Genomic DNA, 25,142 nt, shown 5'->3' with positions numbered 1-25,142 from the left:
CTCGCTCCCGCGTGATGGAGTAGCGGGCGAGGGTGGTGGAGGAAGCCGGTGCGAGTCCGGTGCGGTCCCGCCACTGTGACCGGAGAGCGAACCTCCACGCAAGGCCTCGTGACGGCGCTCGTGCGCCCGTCGCGTGGCCGGGCGCACCAGCCACTGCCGGCGACGGCGGGAAGGCCGGGGGCGAGCGGTGATCCGGGAGCCAGGAGACTCCGACCCTCGGTACGGACCGGCCGATCGAGGCGTGGACACCTCGGGGCGAGGAGGCTCTGCGTGCTCGCACGCGCACGACCCGGGGTGAGCGCTGCCCTCGTGCTGCCCGCAGGGCTGCTGCTCGGCACCGTCGTGGACCGCGTCCTCGCCGACCCCCGCCGCGGCCATCCGGTGGCCCTCTTCGGCAGCGCCGCCGGAGCGCTGGAGCGCCGCGCCTGGGCCCCTTCGCGAGCGCGCGGCGCCGCCTACGCCCTGGCCTGCGTCGGGAGCACCTACGCCGGCGCCCGCGCTCTCGACCGGGTGCTGGGCCGGATGCCCGCCTCGGCCCCGCTGCGGCTCGCGCTGACGGCCGCCGCGACGTGGGCGGTGCTCGGTGGCACCACGCTGCGTCGCGAGGCGGCGGCGATGAGCGACGCCCTCCGCGCGGGAGACCTGGCCGCGGCCCGCGCGCGGCTGCCGCACCTCTGCGGCCGCGACCCGTCCGTGCTCGACGCCGACGGGCTGGCCCGGGCCACCGTGGAGTCGGTGGCGGAGAACACCTCCGACGCGGTCGTCGCGCCGCTGGTCTGGGGCGCCGTCGCGGGCGTCCCCGGGCTGCTCGCCTACCGCGCGGCCAACACCCTCGACGCCATGGTTGGGCACCGGACGCTCCGGCACGAGCGCTTCGGCTGGGCGAGCGCCCGGCTCGACGACGTCGCCAACCTCGCCCCCGCGCGGCTGACGGGCCTGCTCGCGGTCTGCGCCGCCCCCGTGGTCGGCGGCTCCCCGCGCGCGGCCTGGCGCGCGCTGCGCCGCGACGGCGCGGCCCATCCCAGCCCCAACGCAGGCCGGTGCGAGGCCGCCTTCGCCGGCGCCCTCGGGGTGCGCCTCGGCGGCCGCAACGTCTACGCCGGCCGGGTCGAGGACCGCCCCGAGCTGGGCGACGGGCGCGCCCCGGAAGTCACCGACGTGGCGCGTGCTGCCCGGCTCTCGCTGGCCGTGGAGCGGTCCGCGCTCGCCGTCGCCCTCCTCCTCGCCGCCGCCCGGCCCTACGCCCGCCTCCGGGCCCGCGCGTGACCGCCGCCGGCCTGCTCGTCGCGGGCACCACGTCCGACGCCGGCAAGAGCGTCCTCACCGCGGGCATCTGCCGCTGGCTGGCCCGCCGCGGCGTGAAGGTCGCCCCCTTCAAGGCACAGAACATGTCCCTCAACTCCTGGGTCACGGCCGACGGCGCCGAGATCGGCCGCGCCCAGGCCGTGCAGGCGGCCGCCGCCCGGGCCGAGGCCGAGGCCGCCATGAACCCCGTGCTGCTCAAGCCCGGCAGCGACCGGCACAGCCAGGTCGTCCTGCTGGGGCACCCGGTCGCCGAGGTCGACGCCATGAGCTACCGCGACCTCAAGCCGCGGCTGCTGACGACCGCCCTGGAGGCGCTCGACGGGCTGCGGCAACGCTTCGACGTCGTGATCTGCGAGGGCGCCGGGAGCCCGGCCGAGATCAACCTGCGCGACCGCGACATCGCCAACATGGGCCTGGCACGGGCGGCCGGCCTGCCCGTCGTCGTGGTGGGCGACATCGACCGGGGCGGGGTCTTCGCGGCCATGCACGGGACGCTTGCCCTGCTGTCAGCGCAGGACCAGGCCCTCGTCGCCGGGTTCGTGGTCAACAAGTTCCGCGGCGACCCGGCGCTGCTCGCGCCCGGGCTGGAGATGCTGACCGGGCTGACCGGCCGCCCGGTGCTCGGCGTCCTTCCCTGGGTAGGCGGCCTGCGCCTGGATCTCGAGGACTCCCTCGGCATGGACCTGGCGCCGGACTCGGTCGGCGGGCCAGTCGGGGAGGAGACGCTCCGGGTCGCGGTCGTGCGGCTGCCGAGGGTGAGCAACGCCACGGACGTCGACGCGCTCGCGCTCGAGCCGGGCGTCGAGGTGTCGTTCACCGACCGGGCCGAGGACGTGCTCGCCGCCGACCTCGCGGTGCTGCCGGGCTCGCGGGCCACGGTCAACGACTTGCAGTGGCTGCGTACGCGCGGGCTGGACGCCGCGCTGTCGGCCCGCGCCGCGCAGGGGCGCCCCGTCCTCGGCATCTGCGGCGGCTACCAGATGCTGGGGACGCGCATCGACGACGACGTCGAGAGCGGCGCCGGCACGGTGGACGGGCTCGGCCTGCTGCCGCTGACGACCCGTTTCGCGCCGCACAAGACGCTCGGCCGGCCGTCCGGCACGGCGATCTCCGGCGGCGAGCGCGTCACGGCGTACGAGATCCACCACGGCCTCGTCACGCCCACGTCGGGCGACGCTCTCTTCGCCACCGACGACGGCGGCACCGAGGGGTGCCGGGTGGGGGCGGTCTGGGGGACGACCTGGCACGGCGTGCTGGAGAACGACGCCTTCCGCCGGTCCTTCCTGGCGGCCGTCGCCCGTGACGCGGGCCGCCGCTTCGTCCCTGCGCCCGGCACGTCGTTCGCCGCCGCCCGCGAGGCGCGCCTCGACGTCCTCGGCGACCTGGTCGAGGAGCATCTCGACACCGCCGCCGTGCTCCGCCTCCTCGAGCAGGGCCCGCCGCCCGGCCTGCCCTTCGTCCCGCCCGGAGCCCCCGAAGTGAACGTCGCAGAGGTGCACGCGTGATCAACCCCGTCCTGCTGTCCACCGCCGACACCGAGCTGCTCGCGGCACGGTCGTCCGCCGCCGGCTGGCGCACGGCCAACCCGGCCCGGCTCGAGGCGGCCGACGTCCCGGCGCTGCTCGCGGGCGCGGACGTCGCCGTCGTCCGGCTGCTCGGCGGCCGTCGGGCCTGGGAGGCGGGGCTCGACGCGGTGCTCGCAGCCGGCCTGCCGACGGTCGTGCTCGGAGGCGAGGCGGCTCCCGACGCGGAGCTGCAGGCCCTGTCCACGGTGCCGGCCGGAGTGGTGACCGAGGCGCTGGCCTATCTGCGCGAGGGCGGCGTGGACAACCTGCGCGAGCTGGCACGGTTCCTGTCGGACACCGTGCTGCTGACCGGCGAGGGGTTCGAGCCGCCGGCGGCGATGCCGCAGTCCGGTGTGCTCGGGTCGCGGGCCGCCCTCGAGGGCCGGCCGACGGTGGGCGTCGTGTTCTACCGGGCGCACGCGCTCTCGGGCAACACCGAGTTCGTCGAGACGCTCTGCGACGCGATCGAGGCGCAGGGCGCCAACGCGCTGCCGCTGTTCTGCGCATCGCTGCGGGCCGTCGACGAGGAGCTGATGGCGCTGCTGCGCCGGTGCGACGCCGTCGTGACGACGGTGCTCGCGGCCGGTGGCACGCGCGCCGCGGATGCCTCCGCCGGCGGGGACGAGGAGGCGTGGGACGTCGGCGCGCTGGCCGAGCTCGACGTGCCCGTCGTGCAGGGGCTGTGCCTGACGACTTCGCGCGCGCAGTGGGAGGCCTCCGACGCGGCGCTCTCGCCGATGGACGCCGCGATGCAGGTCGCGATCCCCGAGTTCGACGGCCGCCTCATCACGGTCCCGTTCTCCTTCAAGCAGACGCCCGACGACGACGGCCCCCCGGTCTACGTCGCCGACCTCGAGCGGGCTGGCCGGGTCGCCGGCATCGCCGTACGCCACGCGCGGCTGCGCTCCATCCCGGCGGCCGAGAAGCGGCTGGCGGTCGTGCTCTCGTCCTACCCGACCAAGCACGCGCGCGTCGGCAACGCCGTGGGCCTCGACACCCCGGCCTCGGCGGTGCACCTGCTGACCGCGCTGCGCGACGCGGGCTACGCCGTCGGCGAGTTCCCGGAGGACGGCGACGCCCTCATCCACGCGCTCATCGCCGCCGGCGGGCACGACGTCGAGTGGCTGACCGAGGAGCAGCTCGCGGCCGCGCCGGCGCGCGTGCCGTTGGCGACGTACGAATCGTGGTTCGGCTCTCTGGCGAAGCCGCTGCAGGACGCCGTGGTGGAGCAGTGGGGCGAGGCGCCCGGCTCGCTCTACGTCGACGGCAACGACATCGTGCTTGCGTCGCTGCAGTTCGGCAACGTCGTGCTGATGATCCAGCCGCCGCGCGGGTTCGGGGAGAACCCGGTCGCGATCTACCACGACCCCGCGCTGCCGCCCTCGCACCACTACCTCGCCGCCTACCGCTGGCTGGAGTCCGCGACCGCCGCCGGCGGGTTCGGTGCGGACGCCGTGATCCACCTCGGCAAGCACGGCACGCTGGAGTGGCTGCCGGGCAAGGGGCTCGGGCTCTCGGCCGAGGACGCCCCCGACGCCGCGTTGGGTGACCTGCCGTTCATCTATCCGTTCATCGTCAACGACCCGGGCGAGGGCACGCAGGCCAAGCGCCGCGGGCACGCGACGGTCGTGGACCACCTCGTGCCGCCGATGGCGCGAGCCGAGGCCTACGGCGAGATGGCCAAGCTCGAGCAGCTGCTCGACGAGTACGCGACCGTGCAGGCCCTCGACCCGGCCAAGGTCCCCGTGCTGCGCGCGCAGATCTGGGAGCTGGTCCAGTCGGCGCAGCTCCACCACGACCTGCACGTCGAGGCGCAGCCGGGCGAGGACGACTTCGACGACTTCGTGCTGCACATCGACGGCTACCTCTGCGAGGTCAAGGACGTCCTGATCCGCGACGGGCTGCACGTCCTCGGCCAGGCGCCGCAGGACGAGGCGCTCGACAACCTCGCGGTGTCCGTGCTGCGCGCGGCGCAGGTCTGGGGTGGCCGCACCGGCGCCCTTCCCGGGATCCGGTCCGCACTTGCAGCGTTCTTCGGCCTGGACGAGAAGGCGCTGCTCGCCGACCCCGGCGCAGTCGTCGACGTCCCGGCCGCCCTGCTCGAGGCGCGGCGCGTCCGCGCCTCCGCGGTCGTGGACGCGCTCGACGCGCTGGCGCTCCGGCTGGTGCAGGCGCTGCGCGGGTCCACGCCCGCCGACGCCGTCACGGCCGTGGTCGGTACGCCCGACCCGGCGCTGGTGGACGTGCTCCGCTTCGCCGAAGCCGAGCTCCTGCCTCGCCTTGCGCGCACGACCGACGAGCTGGACAACGTGCTCCGTGCGCTGGACGGGCGCTTCGTGGAGCCGGGCCCCTCGGGGTCCCCGACCCGCGGGCTGGTCAACGTGCTGCCGACCGGCCGCAACTTCTACTCCGTCGACCCCAAGGCGATCCCGTCGCGCAACGCATGGGACGTGGGCGTCGCGCTCGCGGACTCGCTGCTCGCCCGGCACAAGGCCGACACCGGGGAGTGGCCGCGCTCGGTCGGCCTCACGGTCTGGGGCACCAGCGCGATGCGGACGCAGGGCGACGACATCGCCGAGGTGCTCGCGCTGCTGGGCTGCCGGCCGACGTGGGACGAGGCCTCGCGCCGGGTGACCGGCTTCGAGGTCGTGCCGCTCGAGGAGCTCGGCCGCCCGCGGGTGGACGTGACCGTCCGCATCTCCGGGTTCTTCCGCGACGCCTTCCCCCACGTCGTCGCCCTGATCGACGACGCGGTCCGCACCGTCGCCGACCTCGACGAAAAGCCCGAAGCCAACTTCATCCGTGCGCACGTCGAGGAGGACCTCGCCGGGCACGGCGACCGCCGTCGCGCGACGTCGCGCATCTTCGGGTCCAAGCCGGGGGCGTACGGCGCCGGCCTGCTCCCGCTCATCGACGCGCGCAACTGGCGCACGGACGCCGACCTCGCCGAGGTCTACGCGGTGTGGGGCGGCTACGCCTACGGGCGCGGGCTCGACGGCCGCGAGGCGCGCGCGGACATGGAGCAGGCGTTCCGCCGCATCAGCGTCGCGGCGAAGAACCAGGACACCCGCGAGCACGACATCGTCGACTCCGACGACTACTTCCAGTACCACGGCGGGATGGTCGCCATGGTGCGGTCGCTCACCGGCGCCTCGCCCGCGGCCTACGTCGGCGACTCGGCCGTCCCGGACAGCGTGCGCACCCGCACCCTCCAGGAGGAGACGCACCGGGTCTTCCGTGCGCGGGTGGTGAACCCCAAGTGGGTCTCGGCGATGCAGCGCCACGGCTACAAGGGAGCGTTCGAGCTCGCGGCGACCGTCGACTACCTGTTCGGCTACGACGCGACCGCCGGCGTGGTCGAGGACTGGATGTACGAGCAGCTCGCCGCGTCCTACGTGTTCGACGAGACGAACCGTGCCTTCATGGAGAAGTCGAACCCCTGGGCGCTGCGCGGCATCACCGAGCGGCTCCTCGAGGCGGCCGACCGCCAGCTGTGGGCGGAGCCGGAGGCGGAGACGCTGCAGCGGCTGCGGGAGGCGTACCTGCAGCTGGAGGGCGAGCTCGAGGGCGGGGAGGAATAGGGGTCTTTCCGGGCGGAGCGTCTGCATCCCACTGCTTGTCGACCTCAGGGGAAGAAGCGGATTCTTCCGCTCGAATTCCTCCGGTTCCACCGATTCGGGTATTGCCTTTTCTTCGGAAGCTCCTAGCATCCGAAGGTCGAGGCTCTATCTGGAGGTCACATGCAGCAGAATGCGGACGCGTCGCCCGTGACGGGACAGCTCACCCGTCGGGACGCTCTCAAGCGCGGCGCGGTCGTCGGCGGCGCCCTTGTCTGGGCCGTCCCGGCGATGCAGTCGATGAGCGTGGGCACCGCCGACGCAGCCTCGGGCACCGTGCCGCCGCCCGGCCCGCAGCCCGCGGCGTGCATCCCCTCGCACGGCCTGCTGCTGGTGCGCACGGCGGGCGGCGTCCTCGTCGGCATCAAGGTCGACGAGGACGGGTCGATCGACGGCATCCCGGCCAAGAACGGCGACGCGGAGTTCCTCGGCGCCGCGCCCCGCGGCTACTCCGGGTGGGTCAAGCCGTCGGCCGCCGGCATCACGGTGTCCGGAGGGAAGGCCGCCGGTGGCACGGCGCTCTACCTCGTCGTCCCGACCGGCACGACGTTCGTCGGCGCCTGGACGGCGGACGGCAACCTGTCCGGCGGCCCGGGCAGCCCGGCCGGTCTGGACTACGCCGCGGTCACGCCCGTGAGCGGGCGGGTGACGTTCAGCAAGGCCTGCTGACCCTCAGCCGGCCGCTGGGACGAGCCGCTCGGTGAGGAGCCGGGCGGCCCGTCGCGGGTCGCCCAGCACGAGCGCCCACGTGCGCGCCCCGGTGAGCACGTCGCCGAGCACGCCGAGGGCGGCGGCCGGGTCCTGCACCGAGGTGAAGCCCCGGGGCAGCAGGGCCTGCAGCGCCTCGGTACGCCCGACCGACACGAGCTCCGGCGGGTCGTCCGAACGGCGCAGCAGCACGACGTCCGACACCGGGCCGACGGACGCCGCCGGCCGCGAGCCGAGGTCGGCGGCCCGCAGGAAGTGCTCGCCGACGGCCTCCACGCCGTCGGGGGCGGCCAGCGTCGCGCGCGACCAGTCCGAGAGCGCGAGCGGCCGGGGGTACGCCGCGGGAGGCCCCGCGCGCCACGGCAGGGCGAGCGCCTCGTCGCTGACGAGCTCCCAGCCCTCGAGGAGCAGGGCGGCCGTGAGCGTCGACTTGCCGACGCCCGACGCCCCGGGGACGGCGACCGTCGTCGCGCCGTGGCGCAGGACGGCCGCGTGGAAGGCGAGCAGGGGAGTGGCCGCGACGGCCGAGAGGTTCACGGCGGCACAGGCCTCACCGACCGCCGCGGGCAGGGAGGCGGCCTCGACGCGGTGCGCGGGCGAGGAGACCTGCCACGGGCCGTGCCCGGTGACGCGCACGACGACCGGCCGCCTCGCTTCGTCGTCCGGCGCCCTGTCGTCCGGCGCTTCGGCGTCCGACGGCTCGGCGCAGTCAGCCCAGAGCCCGCCCAGCAGCCCGTGCAGCGCCGCGTCCTCCACCAGGAGGCCCACCGGCACGTCGAGCACGCGCAGGGCGACCGGCGGCGGAGCCGGCCGTGCGCCCGGCAGCAGGCCAGCGGCGGCGAGGCCGTCCAGCAGCCGCTCCACGTCGCCGCGCAGCGTCGCCGCATCGGTGCCGTAGCCCGTCGCCAGCAGTGCGGCCAGCTCGTCCGGCGTGTGCTCGCCGTCGGCGAGGCGCCAGACGTCGCTCGCTGTCTCGTTCAGGAAGACGACTTCGTCCTTGAGTGGCGAGTAGGCGCTCACGAGGCCGTCCAGGTCGACGCTGACGACCCCGGGCAGCGGCGGCCCGACACGTGGCTCCGGCACCCGGACAGCCTAGTGCGTGACCACGCCGCAACGCTGCGTCGAGCGCGGCGTCACCCGGTCGGCAGGCAACCGAGGGGCCGAACGGGTGAAGCCCAGTTTGGCGAACTGGAGGTGGCCTGTCATGGGGTCTGCCGTTCCTACGCTGGAGACGGCATTTTCGAGAGCTTCGAGGAGCAGCATGACGACACGGGCCGAGAGCACGACGGGGATCAGCCGCCGCGAGGCGCTGAAGAAGGGCGCGCTCGTGGGAGGCGCGGCAGTGTGGGCCGTCCCCGCGATGCAGGCCATCTCCGTGGGCACCGCCGACGCGGCTTCCGCGGGGCCGACGCCGCCGGTGCCGACCGTTCCGGCCGACCCGCCCAAGCCCTGCATCCCGGCCACCGGCCTCCTGCTGTGCACGGTGTGGAAGTGGGGCCGGCCGTGCCTCCTCGGGGTCAAGATCGATGAGCACGGGGTCATCGACTGCATCCCAACCGCCAAGGGCGACCGGGACGCCGACTTCCTCCGGTCGCTGGGCTACGCCACCTGGTCCAAGCCCAGCGACCTCGGCATGTCCGTGTCCGGCGGCTTCCTCAGCGGCAAGACCGGGCTCTACCTGCTGCTGCCGACACTCGCCAGCTTCGTCAAGGCGTGGGTCTCGGACATCAACCTGTGCACGCCCAGCGGGGGCTCGGGCCACGAGGAGGCGCACTGCTCCGGCGGCAAGGTCATCTTCACCCGGTACGCCTGACCGGCGCGCCTTCCGGGCGGGGCGGCGTCGACCGCCCCGCCCGGGCCGGCTGCAGCCGCTGCGCTCGGCGCTCGAGCACCAGCACGAGCCGGCGCCGGCGCTCGAGCCGCCGCGCGAGCCGGTCGAGGTCGGCGTTCACACCGCCTCCCGCCGCGTCATCGGCAGCCTCCCGCGGGTGAGCAGCAGGGCGACGGCGCCCGCGAGCAGCGGGACGACCACGACGATCGCCAGCAGGGACAGCCACGGCGCGACCAGGTCGTACTCGGGCAGCGACCGGACGAACGCGATCCCCGGCACCAGCCCGGCCAGCACCCCGAGCACCGTGCCCAGCAGGGTGATCGTCAGCGCCTGCGCCCCGGCGAGCCGGCGGCGTACCCGGGGAGCCGCGCCCACCGCCGCCAGCGTCGCGTGGTCCGGCCGGGCGTCCGCGAGGGCGAGCCCGGTCGCCACCCCGGCCGCGCCCAGCGTGATGACCGCTGACGCGATCACGAGTGCGAGCAGGCCCGGGCCGTACGTGCTCTGGTAGCCGCGCTCGACGGCGAGGTCGTACGCCTCCAGCCCGAACTGCTCCAGTGCGGCGGCGGCGGCGTCCTCCTCGGCCTGCGTCGGCAGCCGGTCCAGCCGCAGCCCGAGCTGACGCACGATGGGGTCGAGGCCGAGCCGCTCGGCGGTCGTGGGCGACATCAGCGTCGTGAACGGCAGGTCCGGCACCCAGGCGGCGGGGACGGTCACCCGCTCGTCGGGCTGCGGCCCGCTCCACGTCGCCTCCTGGCCCGGCGGCGGGCCGGCGTCCCAGGCGTCGGGGCCGAAGACCTCGTACGTCGCCCGCCCGTCGAGCACTGGCGCCCGCCATCCGACGAGCACGCCGCCGCCGGCCAGGACCTCGCGCTGCTCCTCGGTCAGCGTGGTCCCGAACCGCTCGGCGAGCCTCGCGTCGCCCACCGCGTCGATGGTGGAGCTGTATCGGGTGCTGCCGTAGCTGTCCCGACAGCGCCAGTCCTCGGCGTCCCGCGTCGTCTGCCCCGTCGGGCAGGAGTTGGCCGTCGGGGTCGTCAGGTTCGCCTGCGGGCACGAGTCGGCCAGGCAGCTGTTGCTCACCGTCACCGGGATGACGTCGGCCACGGGCAGTTGGGCGGTGACGACCCGCTCGACGTCGGCGGCCGGGACGAGCCGGCTCGTGGCCTTGCCGTCCTGGCCGTAGCTCGTGGTCAGAAGCCCCACGGACGCGAAGCGGTCGGGCAGGCTCGGGACGTACTGGCGGCGGTCGTGGTCGTCGAACGACTGCACGACGAAGCTGAGCGCAACGCTGCCGCTCACGGCGACCAGCACGGCCGCCACGGCCGGCGCCGTGCGGGCGCGGTGCCGGGCCGCGTCGCGGACGGCCAGGCGGGGCGAGAGCGGGAGGGCTGTGGCGAGCCGGCCCGCGAGCCCCACGACCGTGGGGGACAGGACGACGAGGCCGAGGATGGCCAGCACCGCGCCACCGGCGATGAGCGCCGCGACGAGGTACGCCGTCCGGTTGCCCATCCCGTCGGCCGCGGCGAGCGCGACCGCCGAGCCGATGCCGGACGAGACCACGCCGAGCACGCCGAGCAGGACGCCGATGACGGGCACCCGCCGCCTGGCCTGCACCTCGTTGCGCCGCCCCGCGAGCGTGGCCACGACGTCCTGACGAGCGGCGGCGCGGGCCGGCACGACGGCGGCGAGCACGCCGGTGGCCACCCCGATGAGCACGATGGGGAGCACCTCGAGCGGACGCAGGTCGTAGCGGCCGACGTCCGCGCCGAAGCGGTGCAGCACCGGGACGGCGCCGAGGGCGAGCAGGCCGCCGACGACGACGCCGGCTGCGCCGGCGACGAGCCCGAGCACGAGGCCTCCGGCCAGGACCACGCGGCGGGCGTCACGTCGGTCACCTCCCACGGCGACCACGAGCGCGAGCGTGCGGGCCTGCCGCCGCGCCCCGACGGCGAACGCGGCGCCGGCGAGCAGGACCACCTCGAGGCACGCCAGCACGACGACGACGGTGACGGCGAGGATGGTGAAGGCGAGATCGGCGTTGTCGTCGAACCAGGCGTTGTTTGGGTCGGCGTAGAACGGGACCTGCGAGCGCGGCGGGGGGTTCTCGGCCACCTCGCGCGAGAGCACCGCGACGCCGAGCTGGTTGAGCTCGAGGATGCGCTCCCAGGTGATGGGGGCGTCGACGACCCACAGGCTCTGCAGCGGACGCTCGAAGCTCTCGTTGCCGGTGACCGCGGCCAGCGCCCCGGGAAGCGCGACGACCTCCTGCGCGTTCGCGGCGGCAAGCCGATGGGCGATCCCGACAACCGTGAACTCTTCTTCGGGACTCGTGACGGTCAGGGTGTCACCGGCCTGTGCGCCCACGCGCTCGGCCAGCTTCGGGGTGAGCAGCACCTCATCGGTTGCTCGCGGCCCGCGGCCGGAGTCGAGCGTCCACCGCCCCGCCATCGCGGGGTCGGTCGCCGGGGTCTCCGTCCAGCCCACCGAGCCGATGCCCGTCCTCGTCCGCACGGTCACGGAGTCCGTGGTCTCGGTGATGGTGCGGGCGCCGGCCGGGACGAGCGCCCCGATGTCCGCGGGCTCGCCGTCGCGGGTGGCCGTGTAGCTGCCGACCTGGCCCTCCGGCGTCTGTGTCACCGGCGAGCCGTCGGCGGTCCAGGACAGGAAGAGGTACGACGCCTGGCCGAGCTGGCGGTCGAGCTTCTCGTCGGGATCAAGTTGGACGGTCCTCCACGTCACCGCCGCGAAGGCGAGCGCCATCACCGGGAGCGCCACCATGGCGACGATGAGGGCGCTGCGCCCCCTGGCCCGCAGCGCGTCGCGGCGCGCGATGCGCAGTGCCGCGGCGAGGCCGACCCGAGCCCCCCGCCTGCCCGCCTCCGTCGACGGGGTGGTGGGCGGTGGTGCGTACGCCGTCACCGCCCCGCCTCCAGCAGCACGTCGGCACCGGGGGAGCTGCCGGTCTCGTCCACGACGACGCCGTCGCGCAGGAAGACGACCCGGTCCGCCCACGCAGCATGCCGGGCCTCGTGGGTGACGAGCACGCCGGCCGCCCCCGCGTCGACACGCGAACGCAGAAGCCGGAGAACGGCTTCGCCCGTCTCGGAGTCCAACGCTCCGGTGGGCTCGTCGGCGAGGATGAGCCGCCGGTCCCCGACGAGGGCCCGCGCGATGGCCACCCGCTGCTGCTGCCCACCCGACATGTCGTCGGGGAAGCGGTCCGCCAGTTCGGCGATCTCGACCTCCTCGAGCGCGGCCAGCGCGTCCGCCCGGGCCACGCGCGCCCGCGCCCCGTCGAGCTCGCGCGGCAGCGCGACGTTCTCCGCGGCAGTCAGCGCCGGGATGAGGTTGAAGTCCTGGAAGACGTAGCCGAGCGAGCGCCGGCGCAGTGCCGCGAGCCCCTTGCGGCTCAGCGTCGACAGCGCCGTGCCCTCGACCAGCACCTCACCCGACGAGGGGGTGTCCAGGCCACCTGCGATCGTCAGCAGCGTGGACTTGCCCGAGCCGGACGGGCCCATCACCGCGACGAGCTCGCCGGGGAGCACGGTCAGCGAGACGCCGCGCAGCGCGTGCACGACGTTCTCGCCGGTCCCGTGCATCCGGCGGACGTCGCGCAGCTCCAGGACCGGGCGCTGGGGTTCGATGGACGTGCTCATCGGCGGGCCTCCTTCGGGGCGGTCTGCGGCCGGGGCTGCGGCGGTGCCGGCGGCGCCTCGCGGGCCTCGGCGGCGGCGCGGGCGAGCCGCGCCTCGCACGCGTCCAGCCAGCGGACCTCGGCCTCGGTCGAGAAGACGAGGGAGTCCAGGACGAGGGACCAGGCGAGGTCGCCGTCGGCCCCGCGCACCTTGAGCCGGGTGTAGTCCTGCAGCGCGCGCAGCGTCGCGGTGCGCTGGCGCTGGATGACGGCGCGCACGTCCACCCCGGGGACGGTGACCGCCAGCGCCAGCTTGATGGCCAGCTCGTCGCGCGGCGGCGCGGTGCGCTCGACCGGGCTGGCGAACCACGACGCCACCTCGGCCCGACCGGTGTCGGTGATCCGGTAGAACACGTGCCCCTCGGCGTCGGCGGAGTCTGGCTCGACGAGCCCGTCCCGCTCCAGCCGCGCGAGCGTCGTGTAGACCTGCCCGACGTTCAGCGGCCAGGTGGACCCGGTCCGCTCCTCGAACGCGGCCCGCAGTTGGTAGCCGTAGCTCGGTCCCTCCTCGAGGAGGGCGAGCAGGCTCTGCCGGACGGACATCGGCGCTCCTCTGCATACTCGGTATGCGCTCAGGTATACCGCGTATGCAACGCGGGCGTCCAGCAACCGGCTGCGTGTCACCCGGTGGCGGGCTCAGCGCTCCGCAGCACGGCGGGGGCGTCGGGCGACGGGGGCCCGCCAGTCGAACGCCATGGCCGCGACCCGCAGCAGGAACACGGCGGACGCGGCCAGCAGGCCGGCCGTCGGCGTGTAGGCGCCGGCCTGCTCCAGGGCCGAGACCAGCCCGGCGCCGAGCGCGGCCGGGACGGCGTACAGATCGCTGTCGGCCCGGACGAGGACCGGTGTCTCGCGGGCGACGACGTCGCGCAGCACGCCGCCACCGACGCACGTGACGATCCCGAGGACGGCCGCCTGCACCGGGTCGATACCGGCCTCGGCCGCGATCAGTGTCCCGGTGACGCTGAAGAGCGCGAGGCCGGCGGCGTCCAGCAGCAGCACGACGCGGAAGAGCCGGTTGATCACCGGGTGCGCCACCATCGCCACCAACGCCGCCACGACGGGCAGCACGAGCAGCTCGAGCTCTCGGAACGCCGCCGGCGGCGTGGCACCGATGAGCAGGTCGCGGATGACCCCGCCGCCGAGCGCGGTCAGCAGCGCCAGCAGCACGATCCCGACGGCGTCGAACCCCTTGCGGATGGCGAGCGTCGCCCCGGAGAGCGCGAACGCGACGATGCCGGCGAGCTCGAGGGCGTGCTGCGCGTCGCCCGCGTCCAGGGTCGTCATGGAGGAAGCCTGCCGCAGCCGCCGCCATCGCCTCCGCCCGTGCCGGACGGGCGTCGCTCCGGGCGCGGGCCGCGGCTGGGGGCGCGGGTGCGCGCCGGGCGGCTCCAGCGGACGGCCACATAGGATGCTCGGGCACTGCGACGGCAGTGGAGGAAGCCGGTGAGACTCCGGCGCGGTCCCGCCACTGTCACCGGGGAGCAAGGCCCCAGCGCACGGCCACGGCCGCTCCGGCGGTTGGAAGGCCGGGGCCGAGCGTCGATCCGGAAGCCAGGATTACTCCAGCCGTCGCCGACCGGAACTTCGGGCGTGGAAACCCGAGGGAAGGAACCGCGGCATGCGCTTCACGCTCCGCGGGCGGCGATGACCGCCCGCACACCTGGCTCCTCGGGGGCCCAGTACCCCTTCTCCGCGGTCGTCGGCCTCGACGACCTGCGGCTCGCGCTGCTGCTCAACGCGGTCTCACCCGCCGTGGGCGGCGTGCTCGTACGCGGCGAGAAGGGCACCGCGAAGTCGACCATCGTGCGCGCCCTGGCCGCGCTGCTGCCGACGGTCGCGGTCGTGCCCGGGTGCCGGTTCTCCTGCGACCCGGCCGCCCCGGACCCTGACTGCCCGGACGGGCCGCACGAGCCCGGCGTGCCCGCGGCGCACCGGCCGGCCGCGCTCGTCGAGCTGCCCGTCGGCGCGAGCGAGGACCGCGTCGTGGGGTCGCTGGACCTCGAGCGGGCGCTCGCCGAGGGCGTCAAGGCGTACGAGCCGGGGCTGCTCGCCGCCGCGCACCGCGGCCTGCTCTACGTCGACGAGGTCAACCTGCTCTCCGACCACCTGGTCGACCTGCTGCTCGACGCGGCGGCCATGGGCCGCGCGCACGTCGAGCGCGAGGGCGTGTCGGTCTCGCACGCGGCCCGCTTCCTGCTCGTCGGGACCATGAACCCCGAGGAGGGCGAGCTGCGGCCACAGCTGCTCGACCGGTTCGGCCTGACCGTCGAGGTCCGCGCCACGCGTGACCCGGCAGAGCGCGCCGAGGTCGTACGCCGCCGGCTGGCCTACGAGGCCGACTCTTCCTCGTTCGCGGCCCGCTGGCACGAGGCCGACGCCGCCCTGGCCGCGCGGATCGTGGCGGCCCGCGAGCGACTGCCGCAGGTCGTGCTGTCCGACGCCGCCCTGCGCCAGGTCACGACCGTGTGCGCGGCGTTCGACGTCGACGGCCTGCGCGCCGACCTCGTGACGGCCCGGACGGCCGTCGCACTCGCGGCGTGGCACGGACGCGACGAGGTGCTGCCCGAGGACGTGCGCCAGGCCGCTCTGCTCGCGCTGCCGCACCGCCGCCGTCGCAACCCGTTCGACGCCCCCGGGCTGGACGAGGACGCGCTGGACGACGCGCTCGACGCCGCCCAGCAGGACCGGCCCGACCAAGACCCGGAAGACAGGGGCCCGGACGACGACGGCCCCGGCGGGGGCGTCGACGCGCCGGGGGCGAGCGCGCCGGACGACGGGGCCGGCCCAGACGCCGCGCCGCCGGCTGCCGACGCCGGCCCGGCGCAGTCCCAGGAGCCGTCCGAGCCCCGCTCCGACTCCGGCGCCCCGTCCGTGGACGACGGCGGGTCGAGCGCGGGGCACCGGAGCGAGCGCGAGCCGAGGGGCGACCAGGGGCCATCTGCGCCCGCGCCCGAGTCCGTGGCGACCGCCACCGCCCCGTACCGCGTCCGGACGCTGTCCGTCCCCGGGGTGGGCGAGGGCGTCGCCGGGCGGCGCTCGGCCACGCGCGGCACGGGCGGCCGGACCGTCCGCGCCCAGCGCCCGACGGGCAAGGTCACCGCGCTGCACCTGCCCGCGACGCTGCAGGCCGCCGCGCCGCAGCAGCAGGCCCGCGGGCGGGCCGGCCGTGGCCTCGTGGTGAAGCGCGACGACCTGCGCGCCGCCGTCCGCGAGGGGCGGGAGTCCAACCTCGTGCTCTTCTGCGTCGACGCCTCCGGCTCCATGGCGGCTCGACAGCGGATGGGCGCGGTCAAGGGCGCCGTCCTCTCGCTGCTCCTTGACGCCTACCAGCGGCGTGACAAGGTCGGTCTCGTGACGTTCCGGGGGCGCGACGCCGAGACCGTGCTGCCGCCGACCTGGTCGGTCGAGGCTGCGGCCGCCCGGCTGCAGGCGCTGCCCACCGGCGGCCGCACGCCGCTGGCCGCCGGCCTGCTCAAGGCGTACGACGTGCTGCGCGTCGAGCGGGTCCGCGACCCCCGGCGGCGGCCCCTGCTCGTGGTGGTGACGGACGGCCGGCAGACGGCCACGGGCGACCCGGCCCGGGCCGCCGGCCTGCTCGCCGCCCGGGGCGTCGCGAGCGTGGTCGTGGACTGCGAGTCCGGCCCGGTACGCCTCGGGCTGGCCGCCGAGCTCGCCGCCCGGCTGGGCGGGCCGGCGCTGCGCCTCGAGGAGCTCGCGGCCGACGCGCTCGCCGGGCTGGTCCGCGACGTACGGAAGGCCGCCTGATGCCACAGGGCCAGCCCACGACCGTCCCCGACGACGGGCTCACGACCCGTCAGCGGCGCAACCGCGCGCTCCTCGTCGTCCACACGGGCGAGATGAAGGGGAAGTCGACTGCGGCTTTCGGCCTCGCCCTGCGCGCCTGGAACCAGGGATGGCCGATTGGTGTGTTCCAGTTCGTCAAATCGGCGAAGTGGAAGGTCGGTGAGGAAGCCGCGTTCCGGGCGCTCGGCCGCGTGCACGAGGAGACCGGCGAGGGCGCTCCCGTCGCCTGGCACAAGATGGGCGAGGGCTGGTCGTGGATCCAGCGCGCCGGCAGCGACCAGGACCACGCCGCCGACGCCCGTGAGGGCTGGGAGCAGGTCAAGCGCGACCTCGCCGCCGAGACCTACAAGCTCTACGTCCTCGACGAGTTCACCTATCCGATGAAGTGGGGCTGGGTCGACGTCGAGGACGTGGTCGCGGCCCTGCGCGACCGGCCCGGCACCCAGCACGTCGTCATCACCGGGCGTGACGCCGACCCGCGGCTCGTCGAGGCGGCCGACCTGGTCGTGGAGATGACGAAGGTCAAGCACCCGATGGACGCGGGGCAGAAGGGCCAGCGGGGGATCGAGTGGTGAGCAGCGGATCCGTCCCGCGGTTCGTCGTCGCCGCGCCGTCGAGCGGGCACGGCAAGACGACCGTCGCCACCGGCCTCCTCGCGGCCTTCGCGGGCCGTGGGCTCGCGGTGTCGCCGCACAAGGTCGGCCCGGACTACATCGACCCCGGCTACCACGGCCTCGCCGCCGGCCGGGTCGGGCGCAACCTCGACGCCTACCTCTGCGGGCCCGAGCGCATCGTGCCGCTCTTCCTGCACGGCGCCGCGGGCGCCGACCTCGCGATCGTCGAGGGCGTGATGGGGCTCTACGACGGGGCGACCGGCCACGGCGAGCTGGCCTCGACCGCGCATGTGGCGAAGCTCCTGCGGGCGCCCGTGATCCTCGTCGTCGACCCGAAGGCACAGGGGCGCTCGGCCGCCGCGCTGGTGCACGGGTTCGCCACCTTCGACCCCGACGTACGCATCGGCGGGGTGATCCTCAACCGCGTCGGGTCCGAGCGGCACGAGGAGATCGTGCGCGAGGCGCTCGACGAGATCGGCGTCCCCGTCCTGGGCTGCCTGCCGCCCTCGGACGCGATCTCGGCCCCGTCGCGCCATCTCGGCCTGGTCCCGGTCGCCGAGCGCAGCGCGGCCTCGGTCGCGACCGTGCGCGCGCTGGGCGAGCTGGTGTCCGCGTGCGTCGACCTCGAGGGCGTCCTCGAGGTGGCCCGCACGGCCGGGGGGCTGAGCGACGCGGCCTGGGACCCGCGCGTGGCGATCGGCGACCCGGTCGCGGGGCGCCCGCGCATCGCCGTGGCCGCCGGCGCCGCGTTCACCTTCTCCTACGCCGAGACCTCCGAGCTGCTCACCGCGGCGGGCGCCGAGGTCGTCCACGTGGACCCGCTGCGGGACGAGGCGCTGCCGGAGGGGACTGCTGGGCTGGTCGTCGGGGGCGGCTTCCCCGAGATGTACGCCTCCGAGCTCTCCGCGAACGAGCCGCTGCGCGCCGCCGTCTCGCAGCTCGCCGCCTCCGGCGCGCCCGTCGCCGCCGAGTGCGCCGGGCTGCTCTACCTCGCCAAGTCGCTCGACGGGCAGGCGATGTGCGGCGTGATCGACGTCGACGCGCGGATGACGGGCAACCTGTCGCTCGGCTACCGCGACGCCGTGGCCGTCAGCGACAACGCGCTCGCGGTGGAGGGCCAGCGCGTGCGCGGGCACGAGTTCCACCGGACGGCGTGCAGCCCGCCGGCCGGGCCGCAACCGGCCTGGCAGTGGCGGGCGGAAGCCGCAGAGGGGTTTGTGCAGGGCGGCGTGCACGCGTCCTACCTGCACGTGCACTGGGCGGGGGCGCCGCAGCTCGCGCGGCGCTTCACGCAGTTCGCCGCCCGGCTCCGGGAGGCCGCGTGAGCCCGCGGCTGGTCGGCCTCGGCGTCGGCCCCGGCGACCCCGAGCTGGTCACCGTCAAAGCCGTACGCGTGATGCAGGAATCCGACGTCGTGCTCGTGCCGGTCATGGGTGAGGACGTCGCGGGCAGGGCCGAGGAGGTCGTGCGGCGTCACGTGGACGGGGCGAAGGTGCGCCGCGCGGTGTTCGCGCTGAACGACCGCGGAGGCGTGACCGACCGCCGGGCCGACGCGTGGGACGCCGCCGGGCGCGCGGTCGCGGAGGAGTTCGCCGCGGGAGCCGCCACCGTGTCGTTCGCGACCATCGGGGACCCGAACGTCTACTCGACCTTCGCCTACCTCGCCGCCACCGTGCGCGAGCTGGTGCCTGACGTCGTCGTCGAGACGGTGCCCGGGATCACCGCGATGCAGGACCTCGCCGCCCGCAGCGGCACGGTCCTCTGCGAGGGGACCGAGTCGCTCGCGCTGCTGCCGCTGACGGCGGGGCTGCCGGCGTACGAAGAGGCATTGGCGAACTTCGACACCGTCGTCGCCTACAAGGGCGGTCGGCACCTGCCGGCCGTCGTCGAGGCGCTGCGCACCGCCGGGCGCCTGGACCAGGCCGTCTTCGGGGCCGCGCTCGGCCTGCCGGACGAGGACGTGCGACCGCTCGCCGACGTCGAGCCCGGCGCCGAGGCGCCCTACCTGTCGACCGTGGTGGCACCGGCCCGCCGCACAGGACGTGGAGGCAAGCTGTGAGCCGGGCCAAGGTGACCTTCGTCGGTGCAGGGCCCGGCGCGGCCGACCTGCTGACCTTCCGCGCCGCGCGCGCGATCGGCGAGGCCGACATCGTGGTCTGGGCCGCGAGCCTGGTGCACGAGGACGTGCTCCAGCACGTACGCCCCGGGGCAGAGGTCGTCGACTCCGCCCAGCTGCCCATGGAGGGCGTGCTCCCGCTCTACGAGCGCGCGCTCGCCGAGGGGCTGCGCGTCGCGCGGATCCACTCCGGCGACCCGGCGCTGTGGGGGGCCGTGCAGGAGCAGCTGGACCGCTGCCGGGAGCTCGGGCTCGAGACCGAGATCGTCCCCGGTGTGAGCGCGTTCAGCGCCGTCGCCGCGATCGTGCAGCGCGAGCTGACGATCCCCGAGGTGGCGCAGTCGGTCATCCTCACCCGGCTCGGTGGCGGCAAGACGCCGATGCCCCCGGGGGAGGAGACGCGGGACTTCGCCCGCCACGGCACGACCATGGCGCTCTTCCTGTCGGCGGCGCGGTCGGGTCAGCTGCAGGAGGAGCTGCTGGAGGGCGGCTATGCCGAGGACACCCCGGTCGTCGTCGCCTACCAGGCCACGTGGCCGGACGAGCTGGTCGTGCAGTGCACGATCGGCACGCTCGAGGAGACCGTCAAGGAGCACAAGCTCTGGAAGCACACGCTCTTCCTCGTCGGGCCTGCCCTGACCGCGGGCGGCACGCGGTCGCACCTCTACCACCCCGGCCACTTCCACGGCTTCCGCAGGGCGGACCCCGAAGCGCGCAAGGCGCTTCGTGCATCGCGGCGTGCGGGGGAGAGCGCGCCGTGATCACGGTCATCGGGTACGACGGCGCCCCGCTCGGCGTGGAGGCGTCGGCCGCGCTCGCCGCCGCGACGCTCGTGGCCGGCGGCCGCCGCCACCTGGACGCGGTCCCGGTCCCGCGCGGTGCGCGCACGATCGTGATGGGAGCGCTGGCGCCGGCCCTCGACGTGATCGCCGCGCACGAGGGCGCGGCCGTGGTCGTCGCCAGCGGGGACCCCGGGTTCTTCGGGGTCGTCCGTGCGCTGCGCGAGGCGGGGCTGCGGCCGCGGGTCCTGCCCGCGGTGTCCTCCGTCGCGCAGGCCTTCGCCCGTGCCGGGCTGCCCTGGGACGACGCGCTCGTCGTCTCCGCGCACGGGCGGGAGCTCGCGGCCGCGGTGTACGCCTGCCGCGCCCACCCGAAGGTCGCGGTCCTGACCGGGCCCGGGGCCGGGCCGGCCGAGCTCGGCGCGGCGCTCGACGGCGCAGCGCGGCGCCTCGTGGTCTGCGAGCGGCTCGGCACCGCCGAGGAGCGGGTGGCCGAGTGCTCCCCGGCCGAGGCCGCCAGGGCCGAGTGGGCCGAGCCCAACGTGGCCCTCGTCCTCGACGACGCCCGCCTGGAGTCCGGGCGGGGCTGGGCGTGGCCGCGTGGCGCCGTCCCCGGGTCGTGGGCGCTACCCGAAGACGACTTCGCCCATCGCGACGGCATGGTGACCAAGTCGGAGGTCCGCGCGCTCGCCCTGGCGCGGCTGGCCCCGAGGCCGGGAGTGCTCGTGTGGGACGTGGGCGCCGGCAGTGGCTCGGTCGCCGTCGAGTGCGCGCGGTTCGGCGCTGCCGCCGTTGCGGTGGAGCGCGACCCGGCGCAGTGCGAGCGCGTGACGGACAACGCCCGTCGGCACCGCGTCGCCGTCGACGTGGTGGCGGGCGCGGCCCCGGCCGCCCTCGACGCGCTCCCCGACCCGGACGCCGTGTTCGTGGGCGGCGGCGGGCCCGAGGTCGTCGCCGCCTGCGCGCGGCGCAAGCCGGCGCGCCTCGTCGTCGCGCTGGCGGGGGTCGACCGGCTCGCCCCGGTCCGCGACGCGCTGACGGCCGGCGGCTACGCGGTCGACGGAACCTTGCTTCAGTCGTCCCGACTGCGCCCGTTGCCTGACGGGTCGTCCCGGCTGGCGGCCGAGAACCCGGTCCTCCTCGTCTGGGGGGAGCAGCTGTGATCGGCCTCGTCGCGGTGACCGCCGCGGGCCGGTCCGCAGCCGCACAGCTGGCGAGCGCCTGGCCCGGCGAGGCCCGGGCCTACGAGGGGCCGGTGGGGGCGGCCCTCGCGCAGGCCTGGGACGAGTGCGACGGCATCGTCGCGTTCCTCGCCGTGGGCGCGACGGTGCGGCTCGTCGCGCCGCTGCTCGCCGACAAGGCGTCCGACCCCGGCGTCGTGTGCGTCGACGAGGGCCGGCGGCACGCCGTCGCGCTCGTGGGCGGTCACGGCGGCGGCGCCAACGCGCTGGCCGAGCGGGTGTCCGCCGTGCTCGGCGCATCCTCCGTGGTGACGACGGCGACCGACGCGGTGGGGATCCCCGGCCTCGACACCCTCGGCTGGCCGGTCGAGGGGGCGGTCGCGGCCGTGAGCCGCGCGCTGCTCGACGGCGAGCCGGTCCGGGTGCAGGCCGACGCCGTGTGGCCGCTGCCCGCGCTCCCGCCGAACGCCGGCGCGCAGGGGACGGCGACGCTGCTCGTCACCGACCGGCTGGTCGCGCCCGAGGACCGGACCGCGGTGCTGCGGCCCCCGTCGCTCGTGGTCGGCGTCGGGGCGAGCCGCGGCGCGCCCACCGACGAGGTGCTCGCCCTCGTCGACGCCGCTCTCGCCGACGCCGGGGTCTCGCCGCTGTCCGTGCGCCACCTGGCGACCGTCGACCTCAAGGCCGAGGAGGCCGGGATCGTCGAGGCGGCCCGGCTCCGCGGCTGGGAGCTCGTGACGCATCCGGCGAGCGACCTCGCGCGCGTCGACGTGCCCAACCCCAGCGCGGTGGTGCTGGCGGAGGTGGGCACGCCGAGCGTGGCCGAGGCGGCCGCGCTCGCGGGCGGGACGGCCGAGCTCCTCGTGCCGAAGCGCAAGTCGGTGATGGCGACGGTGGCGGTCGCACGGCACCGCCCGCGTGGCCGGCTGGCCCTGGTGGGGCTCGGGCCAGGTGCCCGGGACCTCGTCACACCGCGCGCCGTCGCCGAGCTCGCGCGGGCGTCTGTCGTCGTCGGGCTGGACCAGTACCTCGACCAGGTCCGTGACCTGCTCCGCCCTGGCACCCGGGTGCTCGCGTCCGGCCTCGGCGACGAGGAGGCCCGTGCCCGGCTCGCGGTCGAGCAGGCCCGGCACGGCCACGCGGTCGCCCTCATCGGCTCGGGGGACGCCGGGGTCTACGCCATGGCCAGCCCCGCGCTCGACGTGGCGGGCGACGACATCGACGTGGTCGGCGTGCCCGGCGTGACGGCCGCCCTCGCCGCCGCCGCGCTGCTCGGGGCCCCGCTCGGCCACGACGCCGCGTACATCAGCCTGTCGGACCTGCACACGCCCTGGGACGCGATCGAGGCCCGCGTCCGCGCGGCAGCCGAAGCGGACTTCGTCACCGTGTTCTACAACCCGCGTAGCAGGACGAGGGACTGGCAGCTGCCCAAGGCGGTCGGGATCCTCGCCGCGCACCGGCCGGGCCACACCCCCGTCGGCGTGGTGCGCAACGCGACGCGAGAGGGGCAGCGCGTGCTGCTGACGAGCGTCGAGGCGCTGCGCCCGGAGGACGTCGACATGTACTCCGTCGTGGTCGTGGGAAGCAGCAACTCGCGGGTCGTCGCCGGCCGGATGGTCACGCCCCGGGGCTACCGGTGGATGGCATGACGCGCGTCGTGCACCCGATCGAGCAGGAGTCGTACGCGATCCTGCGTTCGCGGGTCGACACCTCGCACCTGCCCCCGCTCACCCGGGCCGTCGTCGAGCGCGTCGTCCACGCGAGCGCGGACCTGGACTACGTGCAGGACCTCGTGTGCGCCGAGGACGACCTCGAGCGCGGGCTGGCGGCGCTGCGCAGCGGCGTGCCCGTCGTCGCCGACGCCGAGATGGTCGCCGCCGGCATCACGTCGCGGCCGGTGCTGTGCCGGGTCCGCGACGCCGTGCCCGGCCCCGGTGAGACCCGTTCGTCGGCCGGCTTCCGGGAGGCCCTCGAGCAGGTCGGGCACGGGGCGGTCTGGGTCGTCGGGAACGCTCCGACGGCCCTCTTCACGCTGCTCGAGCTGGACGCGCGCCCCGCCCTCGTCGTCGGCCTTCCGGTCGGGTTCGTCGGAGCGGCCGAGTCCAAGGCCGCGCTGCGCGAGTCGGGGCTGCCCGCGGTGAGCAACCGTTCGGAGAAGGGCGGTTCGGCTGTTGCCGCGGCTGCGGTCAACGCGCTGCTCTACGTCGAGGAGGCGCGATGACGGCCCGGCCTCCGCTGCTCCTGCTGACCGACCCTGCGGACTCCGGATCGGACGCCGCTCTCCTCACGGAGCGGCTGAGCAAGCGGCTCGCCCCCGACGGCGTGGAGGTGCTCTCCGCTCCCGTGGGCGGCGAGCACGAGGCCTCCCTCGCCCTGTCGGCGGCAGGCCACGAGCGTGCCGTCGCCGTCCCGCTCGTGCTGCTCGCGGCGGGCTGGGACGCCGGGCGGCAGACCCCGCTGATCCGGCGCGGCCCGGCCGCCGAGCTGTCGATCGCGCGGCCCTTCGGCCCGCACCCCGCGGTCCTGCGCCTGCTCGAGGAGCGGGCGGACACGGCCCTCGCCGGCGCCCCGCGCGACGGGAGCGCGATCGTGCTCGTCGGCCGCGGCCCGGACGAGCCGCAGGCCAACGCCGAGACGGCGAAGGTCGCGCGGCTGTTGTGGGAGGGCCGCGGCTTCGCGCAGGTCGAGCCGGCGTACCTCTCCTCGCGTCCCACGGTCGACGAGGCGGTCGAGCGCTGCCGTCGGCTCGGGGCGCAGCGGACGGTGGTCCTGCCCTACGCGCTCTTCGCCGAGCTCCCGCCGCTCGAGCCGCCCGCGACGCTCGACGTCCGCGCCGGGTCCCCGGTAGGGGACTGCGAGGGCCTCGCCGACGTCGTCCTCGAGCGCTACGCCGAGGTGCTCGACGGCGACCTACGCACGAACTGCGATACCTGCTTCTACCGTCCCAAGTTCAGCTCCCACTCGCATGGCCACTGACGTCGACCTGCACCACCACGGCGACAGCGACGTCGGGCCGGGCCTGGTCGACCTTGCGGTCAACGTCCGGCCCGACGCTCCTCCGGCCTGGCTGCTCGCCCGGCTGACGGGGGCGCTGGGACGGCTGGCGGCGTACCCGGACCAGGCAGCCGCCCGGGCGGCCGTCGCCGCGCGCCACGGCCGGAGCGCGGACTCGGTGCTGCTGACCTCCGGAGCGGCAGAGGCGTTCGTCCTGCTGGCGCGCACCCTCAGGCCGCGGCACGCCGTCGTGGTGCATCCGCAGTTCACCGAGCCGGAGGCGGCGCTCGTGGCGGCGGGCCATGCCGTCGAGCGGGTGGTGCTCGCGCCCCCGTTCACGCTGGACCCGGCCCTGGTGCCCGACAGCGCCGACCTCGTCGTCGTGGGCAACCCGACGAACCCGACCTCGGTGCTGCACCCGGCTGCAGGCCTCGCTGCGCTCTGCCGGCCCGGCCGGGTCGTCGTGCTCGACGAGGCGTTCGCCGACGCCGTCCCCGGCGAGGCCGAGTCCCTCGCCGGCCGCGCTGACCTTCCCGGCCTGGTCGTGGTCCGCAGCCTGACCAAGACGTGGGGCCTCGCCGGGCTGCGCGTGGGCTACCTGCTCGCGGACCCGGGCCTCGTCACGCGGCTCCAGCAGGCGCAGCCGCTCTGGCCGCTCTCGGCGCCCGCGCTCACCGCGGCGCAGGCGTGCAGCTCCGCGGAGGCGGTCGCCGAGGCGGGGGCCTACGCCGAGGAGCTCGTACGCCGCCGCGAGCATCTGCTCTCCGTGCTCGCATCCGTGCCGGGCGTGGACGTGGTGCCCGGAGCGCGCGGCCCGTTCCTGCTGCTGCGCACGCCTCGCGACGTACGAAGCGAGCTGCGCGATTCCGGCTTCGCCGTACGCCGGGGTGACACCTTCCCGGGGCTCGGACCGGAGTGGCTGCGGGTCGCG

The 25,142-nt window shown here is 75.7% G+C and carries 20 protein-coding genes, 1 pseudogene and 2 riboswitches; of the genes and pseudogenes, 15 read left to right on the top strand and 6 right to left on the bottom strand.

What is annotated here, in order from left to right; genetic code table 11:
• The first annotated feature begins 39 nt into the window (after positions 1-39).
• Positions 40-209, top strand: a riboswitch (cobalamin riboswitch).
• Positions 210-270: 61 nt separating this feature from the next.
• The 4 genes from G9H71_RS03205 to G9H71_RS03190 all read left to right on the top strand — a co-directional run bounded on the left by G9H71_RS03205 (position 271) and on the right by G9H71_RS03190 (position 7,156).
• Entirely contained in the window at positions 271-1,266 is a 996-nt protein-coding gene (locus G9H71_RS03205; RefSeq protein ID WP_166277721.1) for a cobalamin biosynthesis protein, read from the top strand.
• The gene (locus tag G9H71_RS03200; RefSeq protein ID WP_166277717.1) at positions 1,263-2,810 is read left to right on the top strand and encodes a cobyric acid synthase; all 1,548 of its coding nucleotides are present in this window, start codon (positions 1,263-1,265) and stop codon (positions 2,808-2,810) included. The genes G9H71_RS03205 and G9H71_RS03200 overlap by 4 nt, the downstream gene beginning before the upstream one ends.
• Complete coding sequence (gene cobN / locus G9H71_RS03195) at positions 2,807-6,451, top strand: cobaltochelatase subunit CobN (protein WP_331272713.1); 3,645 nt, start codon at positions 2,807-2,809, stop codon at positions 6,449-6,451. Before G9H71_RS03200 ends, cobN begins: the two co-directional genes overlap by 4 nt.
• Positions 6,452-6,610: 159 nt before the next feature.
• Complete coding sequence (locus G9H71_RS03190; protein WP_166277714.1) at positions 6,611-7,156, top strand: twin-arginine translocation signal domain-containing protein; 546 nt, start codon at positions 6,611-6,613, stop codon at positions 7,154-7,156.
• A 3-nt stretch (positions 7,157-7,159) separates the two neighbouring features.
• Here G9H71_RS03190 and G9H71_RS03185 read toward each other — a convergent pair whose 3' ends face one another.
• Positions 7,160-8,278, bottom strand: a complete 1,119-nt coding sequence (locus G9H71_RS03185) for a PqqD family peptide modification chaperone (RefSeq protein WP_166277711.1) — start codon at positions 8,276-8,278, stop codon at positions 7,160-7,162.
• Positions 8,279-8,456: 178 nt separating this feature from the next.
• On the opposite strand from G9H71_RS03185, the gene G9H71_RS03180 reads away from it, so the two are divergent.
• On the top strand, positions 8,457-9,008 hold the full coding sequence (locus G9H71_RS03180; RefSeq protein ID WP_166277708.1) for a hypothetical protein: 552 nt from the start codon (positions 8,457-8,459) through the stop codon (positions 9,006-9,008).
• On the opposite strand, the gene G9H71_RS03175 is transcribed toward G9H71_RS03180, so the two are convergent.
• From G9H71_RS03175 to G9H71_RS03155, 5 genes are all read right to left on the bottom strand, one after another.
• Positions 8,992-9,147 (bottom strand): hypothetical protein, encoded by a 156-nt coding sequence (locus G9H71_RS03175; protein WP_166277705.1) that lies wholly within the window; start codon positions 9,145-9,147, stop codon positions 8,992-8,994. The two genes, G9H71_RS03180 and G9H71_RS03175, sit on opposite strands and share 17 nt — an antisense overlap.
• Complete coding sequence (locus G9H71_RS03170) at positions 9,144-11,945, bottom strand: hypothetical protein (RefSeq protein WP_166277702.1); 2,802 nt, start codon at positions 11,943-11,945, stop codon at positions 9,144-9,146. The genes G9H71_RS03175 and G9H71_RS03170 overlap by 4 nt, the downstream gene beginning before the upstream one ends.
• Positions 11,942-12,682 carry an ABC transporter ATP-binding protein gene (locus tag G9H71_RS03165; protein ID WP_166277699.1) on the bottom strand — a complete coding sequence of 247 codons (741 nt, stop codon included), beginning with the start codon at positions 12,680-12,682 and terminating at the stop codon, positions 11,942-11,944. Before G9H71_RS03165 ends, G9H71_RS03170 begins: the two co-directional genes overlap by 4 nt.
• Entirely contained in the window at positions 12,679-13,263 is a 585-nt protein-coding gene (locus G9H71_RS03160; protein WP_166277696.1) for a PadR family transcriptional regulator, read from the bottom strand. The genes G9H71_RS03165 and G9H71_RS03160 overlap by 4 nt, the downstream gene beginning before the upstream one ends.
• Before the next feature lie 93 nt (positions 13,264-13,356).
• On the bottom strand, positions 13,357-14,007 hold the full coding sequence (locus G9H71_RS03155) for a trimeric intracellular cation channel family protein (protein ID WP_166277693.1): 651 nt from the start codon (positions 14,005-14,007) through the stop codon (positions 13,357-13,359).
• Between the two features lie 124 nt (positions 14,008-14,131).
• A riboswitch (cobalamin riboswitch) is annotated at positions 14,132-14,308 on the top strand.
• A gap of 59 nt (positions 14,309-14,367) precedes the next feature.
• Between G9H71_RS03155 and G9H71_RS03150 the strand changes: the two genes are divergently transcribed.
• The 10 genes and pseudogenes from G9H71_RS03150 to cobC form a co-directional block, all read left to right on the top strand.
• A complete protein-coding gene (locus G9H71_RS03150) occupies positions 14,368-16,488 on the top strand; it encodes a putative cobaltochelatase (protein WP_166277690.1) in 2,121 nt (706 codons plus the stop codon).
• A complete protein-coding gene (gene cobO, locus G9H71_RS03145) occupies positions 16,488-17,102 on the top strand; it encodes a cob(I)yrinic acid a,c-diamide adenosyltransferase (protein ID WP_166277686.1) in 615 nt (204 codons plus the stop codon). The genes G9H71_RS03150 and cobO overlap by 1 nt, the downstream gene beginning before the upstream one ends.
• Entirely contained in the window at positions 17,099-18,466 is a 1,368-nt protein-coding gene (locus G9H71_RS03140; RefSeq protein WP_166277683.1) for a cobyrinate a,c-diamide synthase, read from the top strand. The genes cobO and G9H71_RS03140 overlap by 4 nt, the downstream gene beginning before the upstream one ends.
• Positions 18,463-19,200 carry a precorrin-2 C(20)-methyltransferase gene (cobI, locus tag G9H71_RS03135; protein ID WP_166277680.1) on the top strand — a complete coding sequence of 246 codons (738 nt, stop codon included), beginning with the start codon at positions 18,463-18,465 and terminating at the stop codon, positions 19,198-19,200. Before G9H71_RS03140 ends, cobI begins: the two co-directional genes overlap by 4 nt.
• Positions 19,197-20,018 (top strand): precorrin-4 C(11)-methyltransferase, encoded by an 822-nt coding sequence (gene cobM, locus G9H71_RS03130; RefSeq protein WP_166277677.1) that lies wholly within the window; start codon positions 19,197-19,199, stop codon positions 20,016-20,018. Before cobI ends, cobM begins: the two co-directional genes overlap by 4 nt.
• Positions 20,015-21,199: a precorrin-6y C5,15-methyltransferase (decarboxylating) subunit CbiE gene (gene cbiE, locus G9H71_RS24345; protein ID WP_166277674.1), complete on the top strand. Its 1,185-nt coding sequence runs from the start codon at positions 20,015-20,017 to the stop codon at positions 21,197-21,199. The genes cobM and cbiE overlap by 4 nt, the downstream gene beginning before the upstream one ends.
• A complete protein-coding gene (gene cobJ / locus G9H71_RS03120; protein ID WP_166277671.1) occupies positions 21,196-22,866 on the top strand; it encodes a precorrin-3B C(17)-methyltransferase in 1,671 nt (556 codons plus the stop codon). The genes cbiE and cobJ overlap by 4 nt, the downstream gene beginning before the upstream one ends.
• Complete coding sequence (locus G9H71_RS03115; protein ID WP_166277668.1) at positions 22,863-23,438, top strand: precorrin-8X methylmutase; 576 nt, start codon at positions 22,863-22,865, stop codon at positions 23,436-23,438. Before cobJ ends, G9H71_RS03115 begins: the two co-directional genes overlap by 4 nt.
• Positions 23,435-24,193, top strand: a complete 759-nt coding sequence (locus G9H71_RS03110; RefSeq protein WP_166277665.1) for a sirohydrochlorin chelatase — start codon at positions 23,435-23,437, stop codon at positions 24,191-24,193. Before G9H71_RS03115 ends, G9H71_RS03110 begins: the two co-directional genes overlap by 4 nt.
• A pseudogene (cobC, locus tag G9H71_RS25445) lies at positions 24,183-25,136 on the top strand (Rv2231c family pyridoxal phosphate-dependent protein CobC); the annotation flags it as partial. The gene G9H71_RS03110 and the pseudogene cobC, both read left to right, overlap by 11 nt.
• Between the last annotated feature and the right edge of the window lie 6 nt (positions 25,137-25,142).

Source organism: Motilibacter deserti (assembly GCF_011250635.1).
In the GTDB taxonomy this organism is placed as follows: domain Bacteria; phylum Actinomycetota; class Actinomycetes; order Motilibacterales; family Motilibacteraceae; genus Motilibacter_A; species Motilibacter_A deserti.
The sequence above is the reverse complement of the archived record's forward strand: the minus strand, read 5'-3'. Positions and strand labels throughout refer to the sequence as shown.

Bases quoted from the DNA above. Each gene is read 5' to 3' on its own strand.
- G9H71_RS03155 (WP_166277693.1), bottom strand. From the start codon at position 14,007: ATGACGACCCTGGACGCGGGCGACGCGCAGCACGCCCTCGAGCTCGCC.
- G9H71_RS03165 (WP_166277699.1), bottom strand. From the start codon at position 12,682: ATGAGCACGTCCATCGAACCCCAGCGCCCGGTCCTGGAGCTGCGCGAC.
- G9H71_RS03115 (WP_166277668.1), top strand. From the start codon at position 22,863: ATGACGCGCGTCGTGCACCCGATCGAGCAGGAGTCGTACGCGATCCTG.
- G9H71_RS03150 (WP_166277690.1), top strand. From the start codon at position 14,368: ATGACCGCCCGCACACCTGGCTCCTCGGGGGCCCAGTACCCCTTCTCC.
- G9H71_RS03110 (WP_166277665.1), top strand. From the start codon at position 23,435: ATGACGGCCCGGCCTCCGCTGCTCCTGCTGACCGACCCTGCGGACTCC.
- cobO (WP_166277686.1), top strand. From the start codon at position 16,488: ATGCCACAGGGCCAGCCCACGACCGTCCCCGACGACGGGCTCACGACC.
- G9H71_RS03160 (WP_166277696.1), bottom strand. From the start codon at position 13,263: ATGTCCGTCCGGCAGAGCCTGCTCGCCCTCCTCGAGGAGGGACCGAGC.
- G9H71_RS03180 (WP_166277708.1), top strand. From the start codon at position 8,457: ATGACGACACGGGCCGAGAGCACGACGGGGATCAGCCGCCGCGAGGCG.
- G9H71_RS03190 (WP_166277714.1), top strand. From the start codon at position 6,611: ATGCAGCAGAATGCGGACGCGTCGCCCGTGACGGGACAGCTCACCCGT.